The 22,746-nt window shown below is 44.6% G+C and carries 20 protein-coding genes; 15 read left to right on the plus strand and 5 right to left on the minus strand.

The genetic code is table 11. The features are described 5' to 3' along the window. Positions 1–168 precede the first annotated feature (168 nt). From QNO02_RS14915 to QNO02_RS14940, 6 genes are all read left to right on the plus strand, one after another. Complete coding sequence (locus QNO02_RS14915; protein WP_289392613.1) at positions 169–960, plus strand: helix-turn-helix domain-containing protein; 792 nt, start codon at positions 169–171, stop codon at positions 958–960. Further along, positions 957–1,604 carry a GNAT family N-acetyltransferase gene (locus QNO02_RS14920; RefSeq protein WP_289392614.1) on the plus strand — a complete coding sequence of 216 codons (648 nt, stop codon included), beginning with the start codon at positions 957–959 and terminating at the stop codon, positions 1,602–1,604. Before QNO02_RS14915 ends, QNO02_RS14920 begins: the two co-directional genes overlap by 4 nt. Continuing rightward, complete coding sequence (locus QNO02_RS14925; RefSeq protein ID WP_289392615.1) at positions 1,591–2,610, plus strand: alpha/beta hydrolase family protein; 1,020 nt, start codon at positions 1,591–1,593, stop codon at positions 2,608–2,610. The genes QNO02_RS14920 and QNO02_RS14925 overlap by 14 nt, the downstream gene beginning before the upstream one ends. A 214-nt stretch (positions 2,611–2,824) precedes the next feature. Beyond that, positions 2,825–3,388 carry a GNAT family N-acetyltransferase gene (locus QNO02_RS14930; protein ID WP_091030368.1) on the plus strand — a complete coding sequence of 188 codons (564 nt, stop codon included), beginning with the start codon at positions 2,825–2,827 and terminating at the stop codon, positions 3,386–3,388. A 61-nt stretch (positions 3,389–3,449) separates the two neighbouring features. Next, the gene (locus QNO02_RS14935; RefSeq protein ID WP_176872642.1) at positions 3,450–3,593 is read left to right on the plus strand and encodes a hypothetical protein; all 144 of its coding nucleotides are present in this window, start codon (positions 3,450–3,452) and stop codon (positions 3,591–3,593) included. A gap of 414 nt (positions 3,594–4,007) precedes the next feature. Beyond that, positions 4,008–4,577, plus strand: coding sequence for a hypothetical protein (locus QNO02_RS14940; RefSeq protein WP_289392616.1), 570 nt, complete (start codon positions 4,008–4,010; stop codon positions 4,575–4,577). 543 nt (positions 4,578–5,120) lie between these two features. Here the strand turns inward: QNO02_RS14940 and arfA are convergent. Next, entirely contained in the window at positions 5,121–6,614 is a 1,494-nt protein-coding gene (gene arfA, locus QNO02_RS14945) for an arabinosylfuranosidase ArfA (protein ID WP_165980277.1), read from the minus strand. Positions 6,615–6,839: 225 nt separating this feature from the next. On the opposite strand from arfA, the gene QNO02_RS14950 reads away from it, so the two are divergent. The 5 genes from QNO02_RS14950 to QNO02_RS14970 all read left to right on the plus strand — a co-directional run bounded on the left by QNO02_RS14950 (position 6,840) and on the right by QNO02_RS14970 (position 13,752). Beyond that, positions 6,840–7,772, plus strand: coding sequence for an ArsR/SmtB family transcription factor (locus tag QNO02_RS14950; protein WP_133384811.1), 933 nt, complete (start codon positions 6,840–6,842; stop codon positions 7,770–7,772). Between the two features lie 230 nt (positions 7,773–8,002). After that, positions 8,003–8,851, plus strand: a complete 849-nt coding sequence (gene licT, locus QNO02_RS14955) for a BglG family transcription antiterminator LicT (protein WP_036615740.1) — start codon at positions 8,003–8,005, stop codon at positions 8,849–8,851. Between the two features lie 158 nt (positions 8,852–9,009). Further along, positions 9,010–10,947 (plus strand): beta-glucoside-specific PTS transporter subunit IIABC, encoded by a 1,938-nt coding sequence (locus tag QNO02_RS14960; protein ID WP_289392617.1) that lies wholly within the window; start codon positions 9,010–9,012, stop codon positions 10,945–10,947. Positions 10,948–10,989: 42 nt separating this feature from the next. Continuing rightward, complete coding sequence (locus QNO02_RS14965; protein WP_289392618.1) at positions 10,990–12,456, plus strand: glycoside hydrolase family 1 protein; 1,467 nt, start codon at positions 10,990–10,992, stop codon at positions 12,454–12,456. Positions 12,457–12,627: 171 nt separating this feature from the next. Further along, entirely contained in the window at positions 12,628–13,752 is a 1,125-nt protein-coding gene (locus tag QNO02_RS14970) for a phosphotransferase enzyme family protein (protein WP_289392619.1), read from the plus strand. Positions 13,753–13,850: 98 nt separating this feature from the next. Here QNO02_RS14970 and QNO02_RS14975 read toward each other — a convergent pair whose 3' ends face one another. Then, on the minus strand, positions 13,851–14,681 hold the full coding sequence (locus QNO02_RS14975) for an AraC family transcriptional regulator (RefSeq protein WP_289392620.1): 831 nt from the start codon (positions 14,679–14,681) through the stop codon (positions 13,851–13,853). Between the two features lie 197 nt (positions 14,682–14,878). Here QNO02_RS14975 and QNO02_RS14980 point away from each other — a divergent pair, with 197 nt between their 5' ends. Then, complete coding sequence (locus tag QNO02_RS14980; protein ID WP_289392621.1) at positions 14,879–16,285, plus strand: family 4 glycosyl hydrolase; 1,407 nt, start codon at positions 14,879–14,881, stop codon at positions 16,283–16,285. 87 nt (positions 16,286–16,372) lie between these two features. Here QNO02_RS14980 and QNO02_RS14985 read toward each other — a convergent pair whose 3' ends face one another. After that, positions 16,373–17,260 (minus strand): LysR family transcriptional regulator, encoded by an 888-nt coding sequence (locus QNO02_RS14985; RefSeq protein WP_289392622.1) that lies wholly within the window; start codon positions 17,258–17,260, stop codon positions 16,373–16,375. 152 nt (positions 17,261–17,412) lie between these two features. Between QNO02_RS14985 and QNO02_RS14990 the strand changes: the two genes are divergently transcribed. From QNO02_RS14990 to QNO02_RS15000, 3 genes are all read left to right on the plus strand, one after another. Then, a complete protein-coding gene (locus QNO02_RS14990) occupies positions 17,413–18,159 on the plus strand; it encodes an acetoacetate decarboxylase (protein WP_289392786.1) in 747 nt (248 codons plus the stop codon). A gap of 14 nt (positions 18,160–18,173) precedes the next feature. Then, positions 18,174–19,208 carry a ketopantoate reductase family protein gene (locus tag QNO02_RS14995; RefSeq protein WP_133384817.1) on the plus strand — a complete coding sequence of 345 codons (1,035 nt, stop codon included), beginning with the start codon at positions 18,174–18,176 and terminating at the stop codon, positions 19,206–19,208. A gap of 192 nt (positions 19,209–19,400) precedes the next feature. Beyond that, entirely contained in the window at positions 19,401–20,051 is a 651-nt protein-coding gene (locus QNO02_RS15000) for a hypothetical protein (RefSeq protein ID WP_289392623.1), read from the plus strand. 42 nt (positions 20,052–20,093) lie between these two features. Here the strand turns inward: QNO02_RS15000 and QNO02_RS15005 are convergent, their stop codons facing one another. Both QNO02_RS15005 and QNO02_RS15010 read right to left on the minus strand, forming a co-directional pair. Further along, positions 20,094–21,812: an AraC family transcriptional regulator gene (locus tag QNO02_RS15005; RefSeq protein WP_289392624.1), complete on the minus strand. Its 1,719-nt coding sequence runs from the start codon at positions 21,810–21,812 to the stop codon at positions 20,094–20,096. 173 nt (positions 21,813–21,985) lie between these two features. Next, positions 21,986–22,708 carry an ABC transporter substrate-binding protein gene (locus tag QNO02_RS15010; RefSeq protein WP_353959112.1) on the minus strand — a complete coding sequence of 241 codons (723 nt, stop codon included), beginning with the start codon at positions 22,706–22,708 and terminating at the stop codon, positions 21,986–21,988. Positions 22,709–22,746 lie beyond the last annotated feature (38 nt).

Raw genomic sequence — 22,746 nt, forward strand, 5'->3', positions numbered from 1 at the left:
ATTCATTGTAATACCGCCTCGAAAATAGAAATCAAATCCAAAGCAGGTCAGCGATATGACTTGCTTTTTTTGTACATCTGTGAAAAAACTGATTTGAATTGAAAACGAGGCTTGACCTTGGGTCGGACCTAAGGTTTATGCTATGTGCAGGAAGAAGCGAAGGTAGGGATGACAGTGAATGCTGAAATTACAATTAGCGAATTGGCCAAGCTGATGCACGTATCGGTACATCAAATTCGTTATTTTGAGGAAAAGGGAGTGTTGCATCCAGCTTACACAGCTGATAATCAGTACCGAATGTATGGCATGGATGAAGTGTACAGGCTTGCCCATATTTTATTGCTGCGTAAGATGGGGCTGTCCGTTCAAGTGATCAAAGAATGTCTTACACGTCTGACTCCCGAAGAGATCACACTGCTCTTTCATCAGGCATTGACCGATACCAAAGCCGAGATTAAGAAACTTCAGGAGACCAAGCATTTTATGGAGAAGTTATTGGAGGAAAAAGCATATCTTGCAGATCCGGTGGAGACAGCATATAACATCATTCAGCGCGAAGCCACGCCGCTATCGCTATGGTTTGAGATGGAGGCTACTGCCACGCTGAATGCGCAGACACTTGTACAGCACAAAGGCAAGATCACCAATCTGTTTGAAGCAGATCTCCATTATGTCTACGATTCGTCCGGCCTCGTAGGCATGTACACTCCCACTCAGGAAGGAATGCATCATCTGATGCTGCCAGCGGGTACGTATCTCTCCTGTCATCTTTTTGTGGAAAATGAAGAACAACTGGTTGCTCACATTCAGCATTTTTATGCTAACGCCGAAGAGGTGGGATATGTCTGTCAGGGGCCACTACTCATGGTGGAAAAATCGTATTTATCGTTGTTCACACCCGACAAGCTTCATTATGAATTACTGTCACAGATCACAACAGAACAGGAGGTTGCCTTATGACACATCTCGTTCAGATTGAACGCATCCAGCCTGATCGTTACAAAATAGCCAGCGAACTAATGGCTTATGGATTTGGACATAAATTCCAGAGGTCCACTTCAATGTCTTTGTCAGATCTGGCCACAGCCTTTGAGCAGATGCTGCATCATGTTCCCCAAGATACTGGAAATCTGCGCGTGGTCGCACGAGAAGACGATGTTATTGTGGGCACGATGTCGTTGAAGTGGAAGTCAGACTCTCATGAACAGATCGCTGGAAAGGTGAGAGGTTCCCAGGTGTGGTACGCTTGCAATCACATCGGCGCTTGGAGACGCCTTCTGATGTTAACGGGAATTCATTTGCTGAAACACGAACCTGTGACGCAGGAATGTTACATCGAGGATATCGTTGTGCATCCACAACATCAGAGCAAGGGAATCGGCAGACAATTACTCGCATGGGCGCAGCAATACATGCTGCAATCCCCGCAGATGTCGTATCTCAGTCTGCATGTGGCAAGTCACAACCTGAAAGCCATTCAGATGTACGAACGTCTGCAGTTTCACACACAAAACAGTACAAAAAGCTGGATGACCGGCATGCTTCTCGGTGAACAACAGTGGAAATATATGACCCGCAAAGGAGAATATCATGCTTCAACGTAAAAGAATCTGGATTTCACTACTCGTCTTCATTTTATTAATTGTTGGTACAGGAACGTACATTATTGTGCAACAGGACTATAGTATGGTCGAACAACACATCGAAATTCAAACCCCACAAGGCAAACTGACAGGTACACTGTCTCTGCCTGAGAACGAATCAGGCAAGCTGGGACTCGTGCTTTTCATCCATGGTGATGGTCCAATTGATTCGACACATAGTGATGGATATAAGCCATTGTGGGAGCGTCTTGCTTCCATAGGATACGCTTCGTTGTCGCTGGACAAACGCGGCATAGGTGGTTCCGAAGGCAACTGGCTGAATCAAAGCATCGATGATCGCGTAGTTGAAGCCGAGCAGGCTATCGCTTGGGCGAAAGAGCAACCGATGATTGATGCTTCCAAAATTGGTGTATGGGGAGCGAGTCAGGCGGGGTGGGTCATTCCCAAGCTTGCAGGCAAGGAAAATCTCGCATTTAGTATTCTTGTTTCTCCAGCGATCAATTGGCTGAGACAGGGAGAATACAACACACGGAGTCAAATGGCCCAGGATGGATTTTCGGCCACTGAGATACAAGCACAGGTGGATTACGATAACAAGATCAATGATGTGTTGAAACGTCATGGTTCTTATGAGGAATACATTAGGCTTGCACGTCAAGGTGAGGAGCAGATGATCAAGGATCGTTGGAACTTTGTGAGTAAAAACTTCACAGTGGATGCAACGGAGGATTTGCACAATTTCAAAACACCAGTCCTGCTATTGCTTGGAGAAGATGACGTCAATGTCGATATCAAGGATACCGAGCGTGCATATCGTCAGGAAGTCAAGCCGTCGTACTTGCTTCACAAGAAGATTTTTCAAAATACGGAGCATTCGATGCTTCCTACATCCATTGCAGGCTCGGAATGGAGAATATGGCTGAGATTCCTGTTTGCTCCAAGAAGTATTACCACCGCTGGGTATATGGACGAGATTGAACAATTCCTGACCAAATTGGCGTTATAAAGAGAACAGGTTGAGCACCGATTTTATATTCAAGTCGCTATTATCGCGTTCTTTTATTCATTTCATTCGATGTTAAAGGTTTGGTTGGCGATGATATCGGTATTCCTTCCAATGGAACGACTGAAATTCTGTTCTCGCCGCATCCGATTCAATCGGAAGGAATATCTCTTACATGTCTTGAAGTCAGTATAATAAAATTCTGGAGGCGAACGAGATGCTGGAATTAGAGTTTACTACTATAGAGGAGTGGGATGAAGCAATGTGGGCACGGATGGAGCGGATCTATCATGAGGCCTTTCAAAGCGGTGCGAAGACAAAAGTGATTCTGCGCAGTATGCTGGACCGAGGGGTTGGTTATTTACACACGGGCGTGCATCAGGGAAAAGTGGTTGCGATGGCTGTTACTGGACTGGAGGGGAAGGCTGTGGACCGCATTCTGATCATTGACTACCTCGCAGTTGATCAGAAGCTGCGCGGGTTGGGCATAGGAACCTGGATGCTGGAGCAGCTCAGAGCCTGGGCATTAAGGGAACATGAGATCAAAGGGATAATTATCGAGGCGGAGTCCGGGACAACGGGGGCTCATCAGGAACGCATTCAGTTCTGGCAACGCAACGGATTCATCCTGACCTCCTATGTCCATCAATATAGAATGGTGCCAGAACCATATCAGGCAATGATGCTGCCACTGGACAGAAGCACGCATGTGCCTGATGATGGTGAGGCACTGTTTCGTTATATCAATGCTTTTCACAAGGTTGCTTACCGAAAGAGTTAGGCCGCTCAAATTATTTCACAATGAAGACGGGCAGAGTGAACAGGCCAGGGAACAACTGCTTTTGATTAAAAAGCAATGGATGCGATATGCGCTGCTTGCAGAAATTGAACGCAGATTGGGTCATCGCGAGCGAGCAATTCAGTATGCTCAGGAAGCTGTGAATGCCTCGAACGACGTCGAGCGTAATATGCTGGTTAAAGAGTAGGAAAGATATAACGCCGCACCTGAACTTATCATACATACGTCACCGGATCACGATGAATGAAGATAGAATACATTTGAATCACACATTGTGGCTTGTGGAGAAACGATTTGGACTCAAAAAACAAAGCGAAGTCCGCACCGGCTAAATTACGTGCGACTGAATTAAATGAAATAATGAGAGAACGGAGCATATACGGAGGTTGAGGTAGGAGATGGCAAAGGTTCCACAAAGCAATCTTTCCATCAATAATTACTCCAATCTAAAAATTTCCAGCATTATCTCGTTGCTGTGTATTTCTATCCAATGAAGCGCTGGTCATTTTTCAATTTCGGCACACGGATGTACTATTCGCACAGGCAAGTCGTCCACCCATTGCGTAGACTGAAGTAGATCAAGTCAAGTGAGGTGAATTCCATGGCTAAGACCAATGAAATACACGTCAAGGCAAAACGGTTCAAAGATCGTCCAGTCTGCGTGACTCTTCATAATGGGGAAACGTACGTTGGCTACATCTCTGGTGTCAACCCCACAGGCTTAGTGATTACCGGGGGCGGAAAACTTACTCAGGCCGCAATCACAGCACCCTCATCTGAAGGCAGTGCTCGCAAAACCAAACCTAAAGCAGGGGCTACGAGAAAAACAGCATCCTCTCGGAACCGTAAACGGGGGAACAGCACTCGTAAGTCGCAGGTGCGATCCCGGTCGATGTCTCGTTCAACGTCTAGGCAAGCCCAGGTATCATCTTTCATGCCTATGCTAGGTTCATTGTTAGGTGGCTTTGGCGGTGCAGGCTCGATTGGAGGTATGTTAGGCGGTGGTATGCGGTTGTTTGGCATGATCCAGAAATTTACACCTGTGGTCAAAATGGGGTATGGCATGATTAAGCAGATTCAGCCATTTATGGGGGCAGTTCAAGGGTTGATGACTCCAGCAAGCCAAGCTGCGGCAGAAGCCGAAGGTGAAGAGGAAGCACAACAAGGTTAATACTTGAAATGAATTCGTGAAATAGAAAACAACCTTCGTTGCATTTGGGAAGGAAGGATTGCTAGTGTAATGGGTGATCTGATCTCTTTCTGTTCTGTTCCTTATCTTCTTCGCTGTTCTGTTTCAGCTTCTTCGCTAGATGCTTAACTGCAAGCTGCTCTCCGTACGGCAAACGGAGGGTGGCTTATTTGCTTATGTTGTATATGAGGTTCGAACCAGCTCGATTTCGCATGATTGCTCAGTGCTAACGAACCTCAGAAACCTTATTCGGGTCAATATCAAGCCATTAAAATTCTAACGAACATGACAAACCCTATTCGCTGCAAAATGTAAGATATAGTGTGAAAAAGGGGCTGGTTCTGCAGCATAGCTACTCCTGTGTTCGTTAGAATTAAAATCCGCGCCAAACGTCTAACTTTGCAACCATGTAGTTCGGCCGACCACTGTCATACAGCAAAAAGCACCGCGCGCTGGGAGCTGCACGCGGTGCTTTTTGCTGTATTGCAGAGTGGAAACCGATTCTATTCCGCTGTTATTAAGCCTTTATGCCTGTTTGGTTTTGAGGCGAATCACGTTCCATGATGCTTTGTTCAAGACTGCTTGCACTTTACCCTGGTCAACCGTTGTATATCCGCCGTTGTGAGGAACAACGTTACGTGGGTTTTCTTTGGTATTAGTGGCTTTCAAGTCGTTGTTCTCCAGTACGATATGCTCCACGAATGTCGTTTCTCCGAAGGAACGCAGGTCCACATTCAGTTCCATTTGCTCATCCAGATGTCTATTCACCGCAAAGATTGTGATTGTGCCGTTCTCTTCATCATGCACACTGATTGCTTCGAGATAAGGCACATCTGTAAAGTCTTTGGAATCATATTTAGGTGAAGTTGTGATGGATCGCAACACCGTACCACGTCCGAAGTTGGATGCATGCATGAACGGGAAATAGGTCGTCTGGAACCAGATCGCTCCGTTGTTCTCGGTCATGATTGGTGCAATGGTGTTAATCAACTGAGCAAGGCAAGCCATTTTTACACGGTCGGCGTGCTTGAGTATGGTAATCAGATAACAGCCCACGGCTAGTGCATCTTCATGCGTGTATACATCTTCAAATTCAGGAGGAGCAATCTGCCAGCGTTCTTCCATACGGCTTGTGCCAATGGATTTCCAGACATTCCATTCATCCAGGGACAGCATCAATTTTTTCTTACTGCGTTTTTTGGCTTGTACAAAATCACAGATCGAAGCAACACTATCAATAAATTGATCCAAATCCAGCGATGTCGCCAGGAAGTCATACGTGTTGTCTTTGTTGTTGTTGTAATACTGATGCAGGGACAAGTAGTCCACATTTTCATAGGTGAGATCCAGCACGGTTGCTTCCCAATCTGCAAATGTACTCATGTCACGGCTGGAACTGCCGCAGGCCACAAGCTCGATATCCGGGTCTACCCATTTCATCGCTTTAGCGGTCTCATTGGCAATACGGCCATATTCATGTGCGGTCATCGCACCAATCTGCCAAGGGCCATCCATTTCGTTGCCTAGACACCACGTTTTGAATTTATGCGGCTCCTTGTAACCATGAGAAATACGCAGATCACTCCAGTATGTGCCAGATGGGTGGTTGGTGTATTCGACCAGGTTTCTGGCCGCATCAATGCCGCGAGTACCCAGATTTACAGCCATCATGACTTCGGTTCCAACCAGTTTGGCCCAATCTGCAAATTCGTTTGTTCCTACCGCATTTGTTTCAATCGTCCACCATGCCAGTTCAAGTCTGCGTTTACGCTCCGCTACCGGACCGACGCCGTCCTCCCAATTGTAACCGGATACGAAATTGCCGCCCGGATACCGAACGATGGGTACGTTCAGAGCCTTGATCGCTTCAATGGCGTCCTGACGGAAACCTTGAGCATCTGCCGTGGGATGACCTGGATCATAAATACCGCCGTATACGGCCCGTCCCAGATGTTCTATAAATGAACCATAGACACGTGGATCTACTTCAGCAATCTGAAAGTCTTTATCAATAAGCATTTTGGATGTAAGCAATGGGAAAACCTCCATAGAATTAATTTTAGGTGTGTAATAAACTTTATTTCGAGATGAGTTCGCATAAAAGCAAAATCAACGGATTGATTTGTTATCTAATGTGTATCATAATGCTATTATATTGAGCAAGTTCATTTCGCAGGGTTCGCTAAAAAACGAATCCTAAATCAATAATATATTGAATTCTATAGAGATAAGGAAGTGAAGGTCATGATGCTTGGCACGGATGCCCCGTCCTTGATCATATATGAGGCGCTCGCCAGTGAGGCCCGTTTAAATATCGTTCGTTTATTATTGCAAAACAGGGAGATGCATATTAATGCGCTTGCCAAAGAGCTGTACCTGAGCAAAGCCATCGTTAGTACACATGTAAGCAAATTGCAGAAAGCGGGCATCGTAGGCAGCCGCATGAAGCGCGAGAACGGTGGAACGTATAAATACTGCTTTATTCTGCAAGAATTTATGACTATCAATCTTTCTCCTGACCCAGTAGATGCTCCTTACCATGAAGTCTCTATTCCGGTTGGTCAGTATACGGATTACGAAGCTTGGCCCACCTGTGGCATTGCAACAACAACGCAAATGATTGGACAATATGACACACCAGCCTGCTTCATGGATCCGGATCGGGTGAACGCGGGAATCCTTTGGATGGCACGAGGTTTTCTGGAATATAAGATTCCCAACTATCTCAATACAGAACAGCATCTCCAGGAAATTGAAATTTCACTCGAACTCAGTTCGGAAGCACCCCAAGTCAATGAAAACTGGCCTTCCGACATTCGCTTTTCACTTAATGGCAATCACTTGGGAACATGGACAAGCCCAGGGGACTTTGGGGATCGGAAAGGCAAGCATACACCGCTATGGTGGAAATTGGACGTCAACCAGTATGGTGTACTGAAAGTACTGCGCATTAACGGAGAAGGGACGTTTATGGATGGCCAGCGCATCTCGGATGTGCGTATCCATGATCTGCAACTGGATTCTTCCACCTACTGGACGTTTGGATTGAAGCCGGAAGAGGGAGTAGCTGGCCGAGGTGGGCTTACCCTGTTTGGCAAAGGTTTTGGCAACTATGATCAGGATATCCTGATTCGGTACTATTATAATGCTCAGGAAAACCAAACTTCGGATGAATAGGATATGCGATTTCATGTTAGTTTATATAGAGGTAATCTCCATATGAACGAAGTGCATAACAATTCCAGAGTAATGGTATTGACAACGATTACATGGCTGGTATAGAATACAGCTAAATAAGGAGTGTCACTGATTCGATCAGGCACCACCACAATCTGGATTTCACAAGTTTGTTTGACTTGTGTTCTGGATCATGGTGGTGCTTTTTGTATATTGGGGGTGAGAACATCATGAGGTTCAAAAAATCGTTAAACAATAACATCGCCCTGGCGGAAGACACGGAAGGTTGCGAAGTCATTGTCATCGGAACGGGTGTTGGCTTCAAAAAAGTGAAAGGACAGCCGATTGAGCAGAGCCAGATCCAGAAAATGTTCAGAATCGGCTCGAATGACAAATATCAGCGAGTCGAGCAATTTCTCAGTGATATCCCTCTGCAAGTCATCGACATTACGGATCAGATTATTGAAGAAGGCAAGACGCTGATTGGAAAAAAGCTGAATGACTCGATCCTGTTAACACTGGCGGACCATATTCATTTTGCGCTGGATCGTTTCAAAAAAGGCGTGGATGTGCAAAATCCGCTTCACTGGGACATTCGCCATCTATATCCTGCCGAATACCGTGCCGGAGAATGGGCAGTTCAAAAAATCAATGAAGCTTTTCTGGTCTCACTGCCATCTGGTGAATCAAGCTCTATTGCCCTTCATTTCGTGAACTCTCAATTCGACTCGGGCAGCATGAACCAAACAATTAAAATTACACAGATGATTAACGACATTATAGGGATCATGACGGAACATTTCGGAATGGTACTGAATCAGGAATCTGCTGATTTTTCCAGGTTCATCACCCATCTGAGATACTTCATTGTACGTCAGTTGAACCGGGAAGTGCTCTCTTTTAAAGATCAGCAATTTCTATATGATGTATTGTCGGAGCGATATCCTATCAGCTTCCAATGCGCACTCAAAATAAAGGAGGCGATGGAGAGGCAACGCGGATTCGTGATTACTCCCGATGAGATGGTATATCTCATGATACACATCGAGAGAGTGACATCCCGTACCGATATGGATTAATCTCAATACAACCTGTTTGAAGTTATACCATCATCAATATGAATTGAATATGGAGTGTTACTGATTCGATCAGGCACCACCAAATGTTTCCGACTCCGCATCTGCGGCGGGCCGGTAATACATTTGGTTTTTTTTTCGCCAAAAAAGGAGGAAGCATCATGAATCACCGGGAGTTGTCCAAAGAAATTATTCGATTAACGGGCGGACAGGAAAATATTACGCAAGCTTGGCATTGTATCACACGACTTCGCTTCAATGTTCGAGAGCAAAACAAAGTTCAATTGGAACAGATCAAAGCACTCGATGGCGTGCTCGGTGCACAGTTTCAGAACGATCAGTTTCAAGTGGTAATTGGTAACCAGGTTGCAGCCGTATATGAGCAGATCGAGGATCAGATGAAGCATAGTGGCATATCAAAGCCTGAAACAGACGCGCCGCGCTCTAAAGGGATTAATGCTGTTTTGGATACAATCTCCGGCATTTTTACTCCGATTCTGCCTGCCATCGTAGGTACCGGGATGTTAAAGGGGATTCTGGCACTGCTCGTTACACTTGGCGCGATACAGGAGAAAAGCGGTGAGTATCAAGTTCTGTCCTCAATCGCTAATGCGGCCTTTTATTTCTTGCCTTTCCTTCTGGCTCTATCATCTGCCCGCAAGTTCAAAGTGAATGAATATATCGCCCTGACGCTTGCAGGTACTTTATTGTATCCAACGATTTTGAATGCGTATCTGGCAAACCAGCTTGAACCAATTCGTTTTCTCTCGCTGCCCGTGTCCATTGTGAATTATACCCAGTCCGTTATTCCCATTATTCTGGGTGTGTGGCTTCTGAGTTATGTACATCGCTGGGTCGATCGTTTTATTCCCGGTCCTGTCAAAGTCATCTTTACCTCGATGATTGTGCTAGTCATCACGGTGCCAATTCTATTAATTGCGATTGGCCCCCTAGGGAATTACATGGGCATCTATCTGGAAATGGGTACTTCCTGGCTCTTTGCCCATTCAGGTCCGTTAACCGGCATTATTCTCGGCGGCCTCATGCCTCTGATTGTTATGACGGGTATGCATTATGCGTTCTTCCCAGGCACATTGCAGAATCTGAGCAAACTTGGATATGACGTGCTTTTGCTACCGATCAACCTGATAACCAATATGAGTCAGGCTGGTGCAGTCACGGCTGTTTTCCTCAAGACCAAAGATAAAAAAATGAAATCCATTGCTTTATCCAGTGGCATATCAGCCTTGCTTGGTATTACTGAACCCGCACTGTATGGTGTCACCTTGAAGCTGAAAAAACCGTTTTACGCTTCACTCATTGGTGGGGCAGCAGGAGGTGGCTTTATTACCGCAGTGGGTCTGAAATGCTTCGGTTTTGCTGTACCAGGATTGCTTTCACTTCCGTTATATATTGGCCCGAATGGTGGCATGTCTAATTTCTGGTATGCATTAATCGGAATTGGCATCAGCTTTAGCGTTTCTTTCGTAGTGACTTTGCTGCTCAAGTGGGAAGAGCCAAATACACGCAATTCCGCCATGTCCGACTCAGCACAAACATTAACCGAACAGGAACTGAATACAACTACTGCCTTTTCTCAAGAAACGGTGACACCTGTCACAGTACATTCCATCGAGGAAAAGAAGGGGGAGGTGTTCAGCCCGCTCACTGGTGAATTGGTGCCGCTCGCAGAGCTTCCAGATCAAACGTTTGCTGAGGAAATGACCGGGAAAGGTATTGCAATTCGTCCGCAGGATGGACGTGTTACAGCTCCTTTTGACGGAACCGTCACGTTGGTCGCCAAAAGTAAACATGCGATTATGCTGACCTCATCCAGTGGAATTGACATTCTCATTCATGTTGGACTAAACAGCGTATCGCTCAAAGGGAAATTTTTTGACGTGAAGGTTGTTGCTGGACAAGAAGTGAAGAAGGGTGCTTTACTTCTGGAATTTGATATGGATGGCATTCAGGGTGCGGGTATTGACCTTGTGACACCAGTCATCGTAACCAATACGCCGGATTACCTCGATGTAGTACCTGTTCAGGTGAAGGGGGTGATTCCAATGAATGAATTGCTTCTCCTCACCGTTAGTTAACAGCTTCATGAATACCATACACAAAAAAAGGAGAGAAACAACATGACAAAAACAATTAAACACTCATTTCCTGAAGGATTTTTATGGGGCGGAGCTACCGCTGCCAATCAGCTGGAAGGTGCATATGACGCAGACGGCAAAGGACTCTCTACCTCAGACATGGCTCCATTCGTTCCTCATGAGGAGCGCAATGGCAAGGATTTCACCTTCGACGTCGATTCTGTTCAATTGGAAGAATACCTGAGCGGTAACACAGACGTATATTTCCCGAAACGGAACGGCGTGGATTTCTACCACCGCTACAAAGAAGACATTGCCTTGTTTGCGGAGATGGGCTTCAAAGTGTTTCGTCTTTCGATCGCCTGGACACGGATCTTCCCTACAGGAGAAGAAGCCGTTCCCAATGAAGCTGGTCTTGCCTTCTATGATAACGTGCTTGACGAACTCTTGAAATACGGCATTGAGCCGCTTGTAACGATCTCTCACTACGAGATGCCCGTAGAGTTAACCCGCAAGTACAACGGCTGGGAAAGCCGCGAGATGATCGATCTGTATCTGAAATTTGCCAATACGCTGTTTGACCGTTACAAAGACAAAGTGAAATACTGGATTACCTTCAATGAAATGAATATGATGCTGACAAGTCTGTATACTGGCGGCGGCATTCTGGAAGATAAAATTAAGGGTACACCAGAGCAAGTAGCCTATCAGGCAACTCATCATCAATTTGTAGCAAGCTCACTGGCTGTCAAAAGTGGTAAAGAGAAGATGCCAAATGCTCAGATTGGTTGCATGATCTGCCGTCTGGAAACGTATGCTGCTTCTAGTAAACCTGAAGATGTGTTGCAGACAATGAAGGAAGATCAGATGAACCTGTTCTACCCAGAGGTGCAGGCACGAGGCGAATACCCATCCTATATGCAAAGATATTTTGAGGAAAACGGCATTGAACTGGTTAAAGCTCCTGACGACGATGCCATTATCCGGGATAATACCGTGGACTTTATTGCTTTCAGTTATTACATGACGTATATCGGAAAATATGACCCGAATGACAACAGCAACTCTGGTATGCTGGTAAGTCAGATTAAAAACCCTCATCTGAAAGCTACCGAATGGGGATGGCCTATCGATCCGATTGGTCTTCGCGTCGCGCTGAACCGATTGTATGACCGTTACCGGATGCCGCTCTTCATCGTTGAGAACGGGCTGGGTGCTATCGACACACCGGAAGAGGACGGGGCAGTCCATGACCCTTATCGCATCAATTACTTGCGCAGCCACATTGAGCAGATGAAAGAAGCTGTCGCTGACGGCGTTGAATTGATGGGTTTCACTAGCTGGGGGCCTATCGATATCATTAGCTGCTCGACTTCTGAAATGGGCAAACGTTATGGTTTCATATATGTAGATCAAGACAATGCTGGCAAAGGTTCGCTTGAAAGAACTCGCAAAGACTCCTTCCACTGGTACAAACAAGTTATTGAAACAAACGGAGAAACGCTGTAATTATATAAAATTTTACACGCCGCCCATATGGGCGGTCTTTATTTTGTACTAGTCAAATAAGGGATAATTATGTAAAATTGTTTTATTCAAACAAGAGGAGTGAATTCAATGTCTAACAAGGTGATTATGCTTTAGGTTCACAAAAGGATATTTGCGTTACAGAGATTCCTTTTGTGGACATTGCAGTGCGGGAAACCGTCCAAACAATGTTTACTGGAGGAGATCAAGATTAACTTTAACGAGGCTGTTAACATTAGCAATACACATTTACTGTCGCTGGTATCCGAGCTGTTTCATCTGGAGTGTTACAATATTCAGCTTATTCCACCTCATGAGGGTGGACGGAATGTCGTTTACACATGCGAGCAAGAGGGGCGTGAATCGCTAATTCTACGGGTGTCTTTTTTGCCTGAAAGAAAGCGGGAAGATTACATTGCCGAACTGGAGTATGTCCGGTATCTGTTTGAGCACGGTGCAAGTGTCTCGAATGTAGTTAGCTCGAAAAAGGGCTTTTTGTTAGAAGAGATCACTTATGATGAGCATACATTCTTTGTATGTATGTTTGTGAAGGCCAAGGGAAAGTTGCTGATAGAGAACCATTATCAGTATCGTGAAGGGGTCCCACTTACCGAATACTATTATAATAGCGGTAAAGTTCTGGGGAAAATGCATCAGCTATCGAAAGGGTACACTCCCGTTCATCGCCGGCATCATTTGATTGACAATTACAGCGGTGAATATATCGATAACCTGGTACCTGAATCATTCCCTCTGCTTAAGGAGAAGATGGTTGAGCTCCTGAATACCTTACAAGGTTTGGATACAAACCAAGAGACATTTGGCATGATCCATTTTGATTATAACGATGGGAATTACTCGATCGATTTTGATACCGGACAGATCACCGTGTATGATTTTGATAATTCATGCTTTGGTTGGTATATGTATGATCTGGCCGATCTATGGACACACGGAGTCGGCTGGGTTCAATTTGAGCCGGATGCGGATAAACGCAGACAGTTCATGGATGACTATTTTCAAAATGCCCTCGCTGGATATACTTCCGAGACCAAGATCGAAGATTCGATGTTGGAGAAGCTGCCTTTATTTATTCAAGTTACTCTCTTGGAGAATATTCTAGGTCAATTTGAGGAAATGCAGCGTGCTGGCGAAGAACCGGAAGCTGACGAAGCACTGTTGTATCTCATTAAATGTCTGGAAGAGGATATACCGTATAAAGGATTTTTCCATGAGATGTATTCCACTGAAGCTCCTTTTGAGTATGAGGGACGCTGAAGGGACCTGTACGTAAACTAAACCCTGAATAACCAATGATTCATCAAGTATGGAGGCAGCCGGATCGACCGGTTGCCTCTTTGTTTGTCTGCGGCATGTTATTCAAATTTGGAAGGAGGCACGTTGTAGAATTTTTTGAATGCTTTGGAGAACGTAAAGGGATCGGGATAACCCAGAAATCCGGCAATTTGCTGGATCGTATATTTTTTCTCGTACAGATAGTCTCTGGCCCGGTTCATTTTGATCTGATTGATATACTGCCCAGGTGTTATACCGAGAATTTTTTTGAACAAAGAAATAAAATATTTCTCAGAGACGCCGGCAATATCTGCAAGTTCGTTAACTCGGATGGCACGATGAAGATTCTCATCCACGTATGAGAACACATTCTGTAGAACCTCCAGACTTCCTTCGATTTTCCTCAGTTTCCGGTCTTTCAGAAACTCACCGTGATATAAGCCTTGCCCGTGTAATTCCAAAATTTTGGCGATGACGAGAAGCAGAGAGGCTTTCAAGTAAAGTGGACTGGCGGAAGCGTCGCTGCTCTGCTTGAATCTTCGATAGGACGAGGTGAAAAGCGTTGATTCCTCTCGAATCAGATTACCAGGTACAATGCCCGGGAGCTGAAACTCGCCGAGAATTCTTTTTTGCTCAGCGATGCTGAAATCAAAGTGCATGTAAACGAATCGGCAAAACTCTCCGGTCGTGGAAGCCATATAGGGCATATCCGGATAAAAAAACACCACGTCACCCGGTTCTGCCATATGCTCGATTCCATCGATGGTAATCTGGACGGAGCCTGCTGTAATGAACCACAGATCATAATCGGAATGAGACTTGTGCTCTGTCCAATTACTGTCGTGCGTTTGTTCCAAATAAGAGCTCATGCGAAGTGTGATATACTCTGAAAGTTCGTCGATTACACTCATATTTACAGTTCCGGCATGCATCTAACCCAACTCATTCCTCTCTACTTTATGACATCCTTTATTTTTCACTATCATATCAAAGGAATTATCTCTTGTTAACTACCGTACGATATGACATGTATTGAAAACTATCACACATTTCGATTCCAGCCCACTCACCTATAATGAATTTATATCGTTACGAGGAGGGGTTATTGATGAATGCTACAAGTACACAGCATCCAAAGGTAGTTGTTATTGGGGCGGGCAGCCTGTTTTTTGGTCGGCAGTCCATCTGGCAGATGGTACACTCCCCATATTTGAATCAGGGAACGTTGGCTTTGGTGGATACGGACGAGGAACGGCTCTCGAAAATGGTAAAACTAGCGGAAATGGTCGCCAAGGAGAACAACGTCTCCCTAAAGATTGAGGGTTCAGTGGACCGAAGACAGGTGCTTCCGGGAGCCGACTTCGTTGTGCTCAGCTTTGCGGAAGAATCGGTGAAATATCGGGGCATCGACTGCCAGGTTTCTCTAAAGTATGGGATTCGCATGTGTTCTGGCGATACGATTGGCCCGGGCGGAATCTTTCGTGCGATGCGGGAACTGCCGGTTATTATGGAATGCGCCACAGACATTGAGGAGTTGTGTCCGGATGCTTGGGTGATCAATTATATTAACCCGTCTACCGTTCATGGCATCGCATTACATCGATATGCTCCGAAGCTTAAATCGTTTGCGCTGTGCGATAGTCATCATATGCCGCATAAGAAAGCCTATTACGCCGTAAGAGCGGGTATCATTGGAGACAATAGGCAGTTCACTGAGGAGATCAACCAGAAATTCGATTTTCGAATCGCGGGTGTCAATCATTTCACTTGGCTGCTCAAAGCCGAGTATGAAGGGAAAAATGTGATGCCCACGATCGCAGAAGCCATGCGCAAGATGGCAGGTGACGAGAATAACGGCGGTGATCGCGGCGCAAAAGCTCTTTTTAACGATGCGATCACCTATGAACTGTATGATATTTTTGGAATCATTCCCACTTGTACGGCGCATACGAAGGAATACGTTCGGTTTTGGCAGGGTCTTGGCAAAACTGCGGACACCATTCCTCCATTATCGATCTGGGAGACAGAGGACAGATATGAGCGTCACGACGAAATGTGGCGTCAGGTGGATGACTTTCTTGCAGGGAACATCCCGATTGCCGATTACATGAGCACCTTCGGACCAGATCATGCGACTGACATCATTGAGAATATGGTGGGGAACTTGGGCAAAAAGTTCTTCATCAATACGCTCAATCAAGGCGCGGTAACCAATATGAATAACGATTCGTTCCTGGAACTACTATGCGATGTAGATATGGATGGAGTGAAGCCACTCCATGTAGGCGAGATGCCACGCGGAATTAGAGGTATGCAAGAACTTGTACTGGATACGCATGAGCTTACGGTTGAAGCTGTTCTGGAACAGAGCTACGAGAAGCTGAGAAGGGCGATGATCACCGACCCGCTCGTGAGTTCCATCAGCGACGCGGACAAGATCATTCATGAATTGTTGGAGCTGGAGCGTAAGATGATTCCGGACGTTTGGTATAAGGACAGACTGCAGTATAGCTAAGAACGATAACGACAAAAGACCATGTCGGTTCCTTCCAAGGAACTAACCTGGTCTTTGTTTTTATCGTTTGTCATGTATAAAGAAATCCTATTCCACTTTAAACAAGCCAGCATGGTCTTCATAATACGAAGTAATAAAATTACGAAATTCTCTTACAGCAGGAGATAACCATTTTTGTTTGACCCAGGATAGGCTAATGGGATATATAGCTGAATCATCTGCAATTTTTACATAACGTAACCCTAGTGTTCTACATACGGAGATCGGAATTAATGCAACACCCTGATTAAGGCTGATAATTTCAAGCAGCGTATGAGAATCGACCTCAAATGCATGATTGGGGAGGAAGCCTGCTTTTTCACAGAGCATGGTGGTAAATCGGCTGTACTCCTTATTATCGGCAAGGGAAATAAAGGGCTCATTTGCAACAACACTTAATGAAATGCTTGTCTCTCCACCGTATGCATGGTCCGTGGGCACAACCAAAACAATATCCTCCTCAACCAGGACAACACTCTCAATCTCCTCATCCTGAATCGGATGCCCCGTAATCCCCAGATGCATGTCCCCTTTCTTCAAACCTGTAATAATTTCACTGCGGGTTCCAATACCCTGATGAAGCTTGGTTTCGGGGGAAGCGTTAATATAGTCACTAATGAGACCTGTGAGAAATCGGGTATTCGTAATTGAGATCTTGATTGTATTGGATATTTGCTGTTCCTCCGCTTTAATCTCCATCTCTGCATTTTCAATTTCAATAAAAATCCGGTTCACATGTTTCAATAAAATCTCACCTGAGGAATTCAATTGAATGTTTCGTCCTCTCCTATGAAATAGGGGGGTACCCAGTTCATCCTCAAGTCTTTTAATCGTCAAGCTTAGGGAAGGTTGAGCGATATTCAATTGTGCAGCTGCCTTGGAGATATGTTCAGTATAGGCAACGGTCTGAAAGTATTTGAGTTGAAGCAATTCCATTCAAGCGCACTCCTTATTTATTCTGATAAATATATATAGTACTTATTATGTATTATATTAAATTTAAATATTGATGTAGAATTTTTTTATGAGATACAGTTCAAATTTTTATATAACAAAACTTAACTAAATTTATGAGGTAGGTGTCTTTGATGAAAATCGATGTGAATAACATAACTAAAAATCTGAATACACCACTAACGGCACCGGCATACCCGATGCCACCATACAAATTTGTGAATCGTGAATACTTGAATATTATTTACCGAACCGATGAAAAAGCGTTGCGGGCAGCCGTACCAGAACCACTGGAAATTACAAAACCTTTGGTTAAATTCGAAGTGATGTGGATGCCGGATGTTTCTGGATTGGGTGCCTATACCGAAGCTGGACAAGTTATCCCTGTGCAATTCAATGGGGAGGAAGGCGATTATGTGCATTCGATGTACGTAGACAATTTCCCCGCGATAGCCAGTGGTCGAGAGCTCACCGCCTATCCGAAAAAGCTGGGCGCACCCAAGTTGTATACCGATTCAGATACACTTGTTGGCACACTTGATTATGGAACACTGCGTGTAGCCACGGCTACGATGGGCTATAAACACGTGGAGATGGATAAGGATATCGCCAAACGTGAAATATGCCGACCTAATTTTATGATTAAGATTGCTACGGACTATACCGGGAATTTAAGAATATGTGATCTGATCCGTACTCAAATTACGGACATCGAAGTGAAAGAAGCTTGGACAGGACCTGCCCGGCTTCAATTGTTCGAACATGCATTGGCACCTCTTGCAGATCTGCCTGTGTTGGAAGTTGTGTCCGCTTCTCATATTCTTACCAACTTAACCTTAAACGCTGCACAACCTGTATACAACTACCTGGAAGAGAAATAAGGAGGAAAAATATAATGAGAATTGCAATTGTAGGAGCAGGATCTTTGGGAACCATCGTAGGCGCATACCTTGCGGATGGCGGAATGGACGTTGAGTTAATTGATGCATATCAGGAACATGTAGATGCTTTGAATCAAGCGGGTGCTAAAGTGACGGGTACCACAGAGTTTCAGGCCAAAGTAAAAGCAATTACTCCTGATCAAAAATCAGGACAATATGACCTCGTTTTACTTTTAACCAAACAACTCTACAACGATTCCATTCTTCAGGAATTACTTCCATTCTTGAAAGAAGACAGTATGGTGTGTTCTTTGCAGAACGGGATTCCGGAAGAAAAAGTCGCGTCTATTGTTGGTGAAAAACGCGTCATTGCAGGCTCCGTTGAATTTGGCGCTACGTTTATTAGACCAGGTGTATCAAGTCTTACAATCGAGTACACTCAATTTAAACAGTATGCTTTTCAGATTGGCGAATTAAATGGTGAAATCACCGAACGAATTCAACGCGTGAAATCGGTGTTGGATCTTGTGGGTGGAACACATATTTCCGATAACCTGGTTGGAACCAAATGGTCCAAATTGCTGATCAACAATGCATTCAGTGGTTTGTCTGCTGCATTAAATGGTGAATATGGGGAGATCATCGATCATGAAGCCGGCATTGTAAGTGCAGCTCACATTGCGGACGAGACGATTAAAGTTGCTCGTGCCAATGGGGTCACATTGGTTAAAATGAATGGATTCGACATCAGTTCACTCGAACTGAACAGCGAAGAAGATATCCCTGAACGGGTGAAAACATTACGTTACGGGATGGAGCCCTCCAGATTGCTCAAAGCAAGTATGCTTCAAGATCTGGAGAAGAACCGCAAAACGGAAATTGATTATATTAACGGGGTTGTTTCAAGCAGAGCAGAAGGCACCGGAATTGCGACGCCTTATAATGATTTGGTTGTAAAACTGGTCAAATCTGCTGAAGAAACTCAAACCGTTCCTGATTTTGACACGAATATAAAAGCTTTTGAAGAACTATTACGTGCACAAAAATAAATTCAATTATTTCAACTGAAAGTCGATAATACAGCGGCTTTTTTGTTGTATCAGTAAATCTAGTCAGGCTTGATTTTGCGACAGATAGAATATTCTTCGTGATTTTTGTTTCCTAAGATTATACAAAAAGGGGAATTAAATTTGATATAATATAGACTTGCTGGTTATTTTTCTATTAGAAGGAGATTCATTATGAGGTACTCTTGGTGGGAATTCGGGTTTTATTTGGTTGTATTGATGCTTGTCTTGTTTATGCAAATAAACGAATATCCTCTATTTCTGATTGTGGGGGGTGTAGTCGTTACCATTCTTATCGCGTTTATTAAGCATGTTTTTTATCCTTTAGTATTTGATAAGCGTATAGATCGTTTAGAGTCCTTTTTATCCAAGCAGCAAAATACACCTGGGACATACATTATTTATGTTCTTGCAAACAGACTTGATGATGAGGTAGAACTAGTTATGGAGCAAATTATGCAGAAATATAAGCGAAGAACAACACAAGCACAGTTCAAGGCAGCTTACGGATTATATCGCAAGGATATGTTTGCCATTCGGCAAGCTGTACCTCATATCGGCTTATCGGACTACCGTACATATTACGAAACCATTCTACTCTTGGAAGACGGGAAAAGTGAAGATGCGCGTGAAAGACTTCAATCCATTAAAAAACAGTGGATGCGATCAACATTGCTCGCGGGTATTGAACTCAAAGCAGAAAACCGTGATACCGCTATTCAGCACGCGCATGAAGCACTTAACTCTTCCAGAGGTGTTAATCGTTATGTTTTATATAAGGAATACGAAAGAGTATCACCAGAGGTTGTTGGACACATATCGTAAGATGGAGAAAATGTTTTGAAAAAATAAACCGTGCTTCACGGTTTATTTTTTTTCATTTACTAGCAGAGGTGTGAGTCCATCCTTAGCAAAAATAGAGGGTAGAATCGTCAATAACCTCTCACGGGTAAGGGGATCATCGTAGTTCCAGCCAGCTTCTACTATATGTACTTTACTGGGTGCCAACATGCCAACCAAACTTTGTAGCGGAGAAGGTATATTTACATTCATCTCCTCCTGAGGTACCATCACGAAGTTTCGGTCTCCACCGTATTGTGTGATTTTATTGTAATCAATTTGTATCCAAGGTCTGCCATTAATGATCAGTTGATTTACGGATTCAGTGGGTCGAAAGCCAAGTGATTCATACACGGTAGCGGCAAATCCCGTCTGTCCCATAACATATATGTTTTTACCCAGCACCAGATAGACAGTTGCTCGTTCTCCTGCAATATAATCATCCGCCAATTGTCGCCGTATCCTCCTGACACTTTCCTCATAGCGGTCGATCCACTGTTCAGCCGTTCTGCTTCGACCGAAAAGATCCGCAATATAACGAAGACGCTCAAAAGTGCTGGTTGATTCGTGATAAACGATGGTAGGTGCAATGGCATCCAGTCGAGGTAACTGCTGCTCACTATAGTTGCCTAACAGTATAAGATCAGGCTTCAGCAGGGAGACTTGTTCCGGTGCGGCTTGCAGTCCAATGTCAGGGATCTGAAGCAGTTTGTTCCGATATATGACTTGTGATTTCATTGTAGTTATACCCGCACCGACTGGACGGATACCTATAGCAAGCAACTCTCCAAGGGTATTGGTACCTGTGGCCACGATACGCATAGCCTCATTGGGGAGGGAAATCTGCCTGCCGAGGGAATCGGTTATCGTTCTTTGCCTGGTCCGTCTTAGTATATTCGCGTATTCCCGTGGAGGGTGTCCTGTGAGCTGATGAAAACGCCGACTGAAATAATACTCATCCTTAAAACCGACTTGTCTGGATATCTCACGCAAGGTATCGGTAGAACTGGACAGTAGCTTTTTGGCATGCTGGACTCTAAGCTCTGCTAGGTAATCCGTTGGTTTCTTACCAGTCATCACCTTAAACAATTTGCTATATTGCCATCGAACCATGCCGGCCATTTCGGCCAAGAACTCTACGGTTAGATCTTCGTTGTAGTGCTGCTCCATATAGCTGAGTGTAAGCTGTACCGCTTGATCATTTTGTACTGGCGGAGGGACGTTTTCAAGCTGAGCCATCAGGCCAAGTATCAGTTGCAGCCGTGCCTGAGTAACTGCTAATTTTGATCGATGCGTAGGGGGATATTTCTTCTCCTGCAACCGATTTTTCTTGTTGGATTGCAAAGGAGAAGGAGAGATCCAGTCCTCGCCTGCCAACGCAAGTTTTATAGTAGAAAGAGATAGCCTGTAAGGAAAGCCCAGAATAAGAGGGGGGCAAGCCGGAAGCAGATTCGATTGATCCACTTGAAAAGCAAGAAAGACAAACCGGGCTACATGCGTTTGCTCTTTTTTCGTTTTGAGAATGTAGGATTGCTGAGTAGGGAGCAGAATACAACTTCCTTGGCTCAGATCTTGGGAGATGTTGTTTGTTAACAGCCGAATTCCATGATCCAGAGCAATAAGCAATGTATATTCATTGGCAGCCTTGCTCTTGGTTGATGGATTATGATGATTGGTTTCCTGCAGTGGTGTGAGCTGAAGCAGATCATGCTGCTGCAGTTGGATGTATAGGGAAGCCATTTGCATTCTGGAGCACTCCGATCTAGTGATAATAATTCTCAATTACTAGTTTACCACATTTTACACGTTTGAGAATGTTCCGTTGCAGCCTTATTGCAAGCAGTATAAGTTTACAGAATCAAAAAATCCTCCACAGCCCAAAGGGTTTGGAGGATTTTGACGCCATCATCAATGCGTTATTATCGATTCATCCATTTTGGCAATTCATCAAGCAATTGCTCCAGTGCCAGCAGGTTGTCGGTATTCCAATCGGCAGATGCTGTATAGACACGTCCTTGCTGAACGGCAGGCAACGTTTTCCACAAAGTGCTTTGTAACAAGCGCTCAGATTCAGCTCGGCTTTCGTCATTATCCAGCGTAAGGACAAAGAGGTGATCTCCTGCATAGTCCGGCATTAGTTCTTCCGAAAGTTCGACGAATGTTAGGTCCTTGTCGATAATGTTTTGCTGAATTGCTGGCGGAATTGCAAATCCGTGCTCGCGATACATGACTACACCCAAGGAACGATTCCCCATCACATAAAGCTGTTTACCCAACTGCAAGAAGATGGTCGCTGTCTCGCCCTCTGCCACATTCAGCTTCTCCCACATCGCTTCCGCTTTTGTATCAAATCTGCTGATCCATTGCTCTGCCTCATCCTGTTTGCCAAAAATGTTGCCAAGCTCGCGTACGCGTTCTGTAAATGGTAACGCCGAGTTGAACGGAATCGTAGGCGCAATCTTTGAAAAAGCGGCGTTCCGGTCAGCATCTTGGTTATAACCATTCAAAATCAAGTCAGGCTGCAAAGCCGTTATTGCCTCCAAATCACCAGGGTTCCCGACATCCTCAATACCTTCTAATCGGTCTACAATATAGCTTTTTGAAGCATGAATCAGATTGGCTCCAACGATGGGGATGTCCATTGTAAGGAGATCTCCAAGTGTTGAACCAAGATAGATAA

It is taken from the genome of Paenibacillus sp. PK1-4R, from assembly GCF_030369595.1.
Taxonomy (GTDB): Bacteria; Bacillota; Bacilli; order Paenibacillales; family Paenibacillaceae; genus Paenibacillus.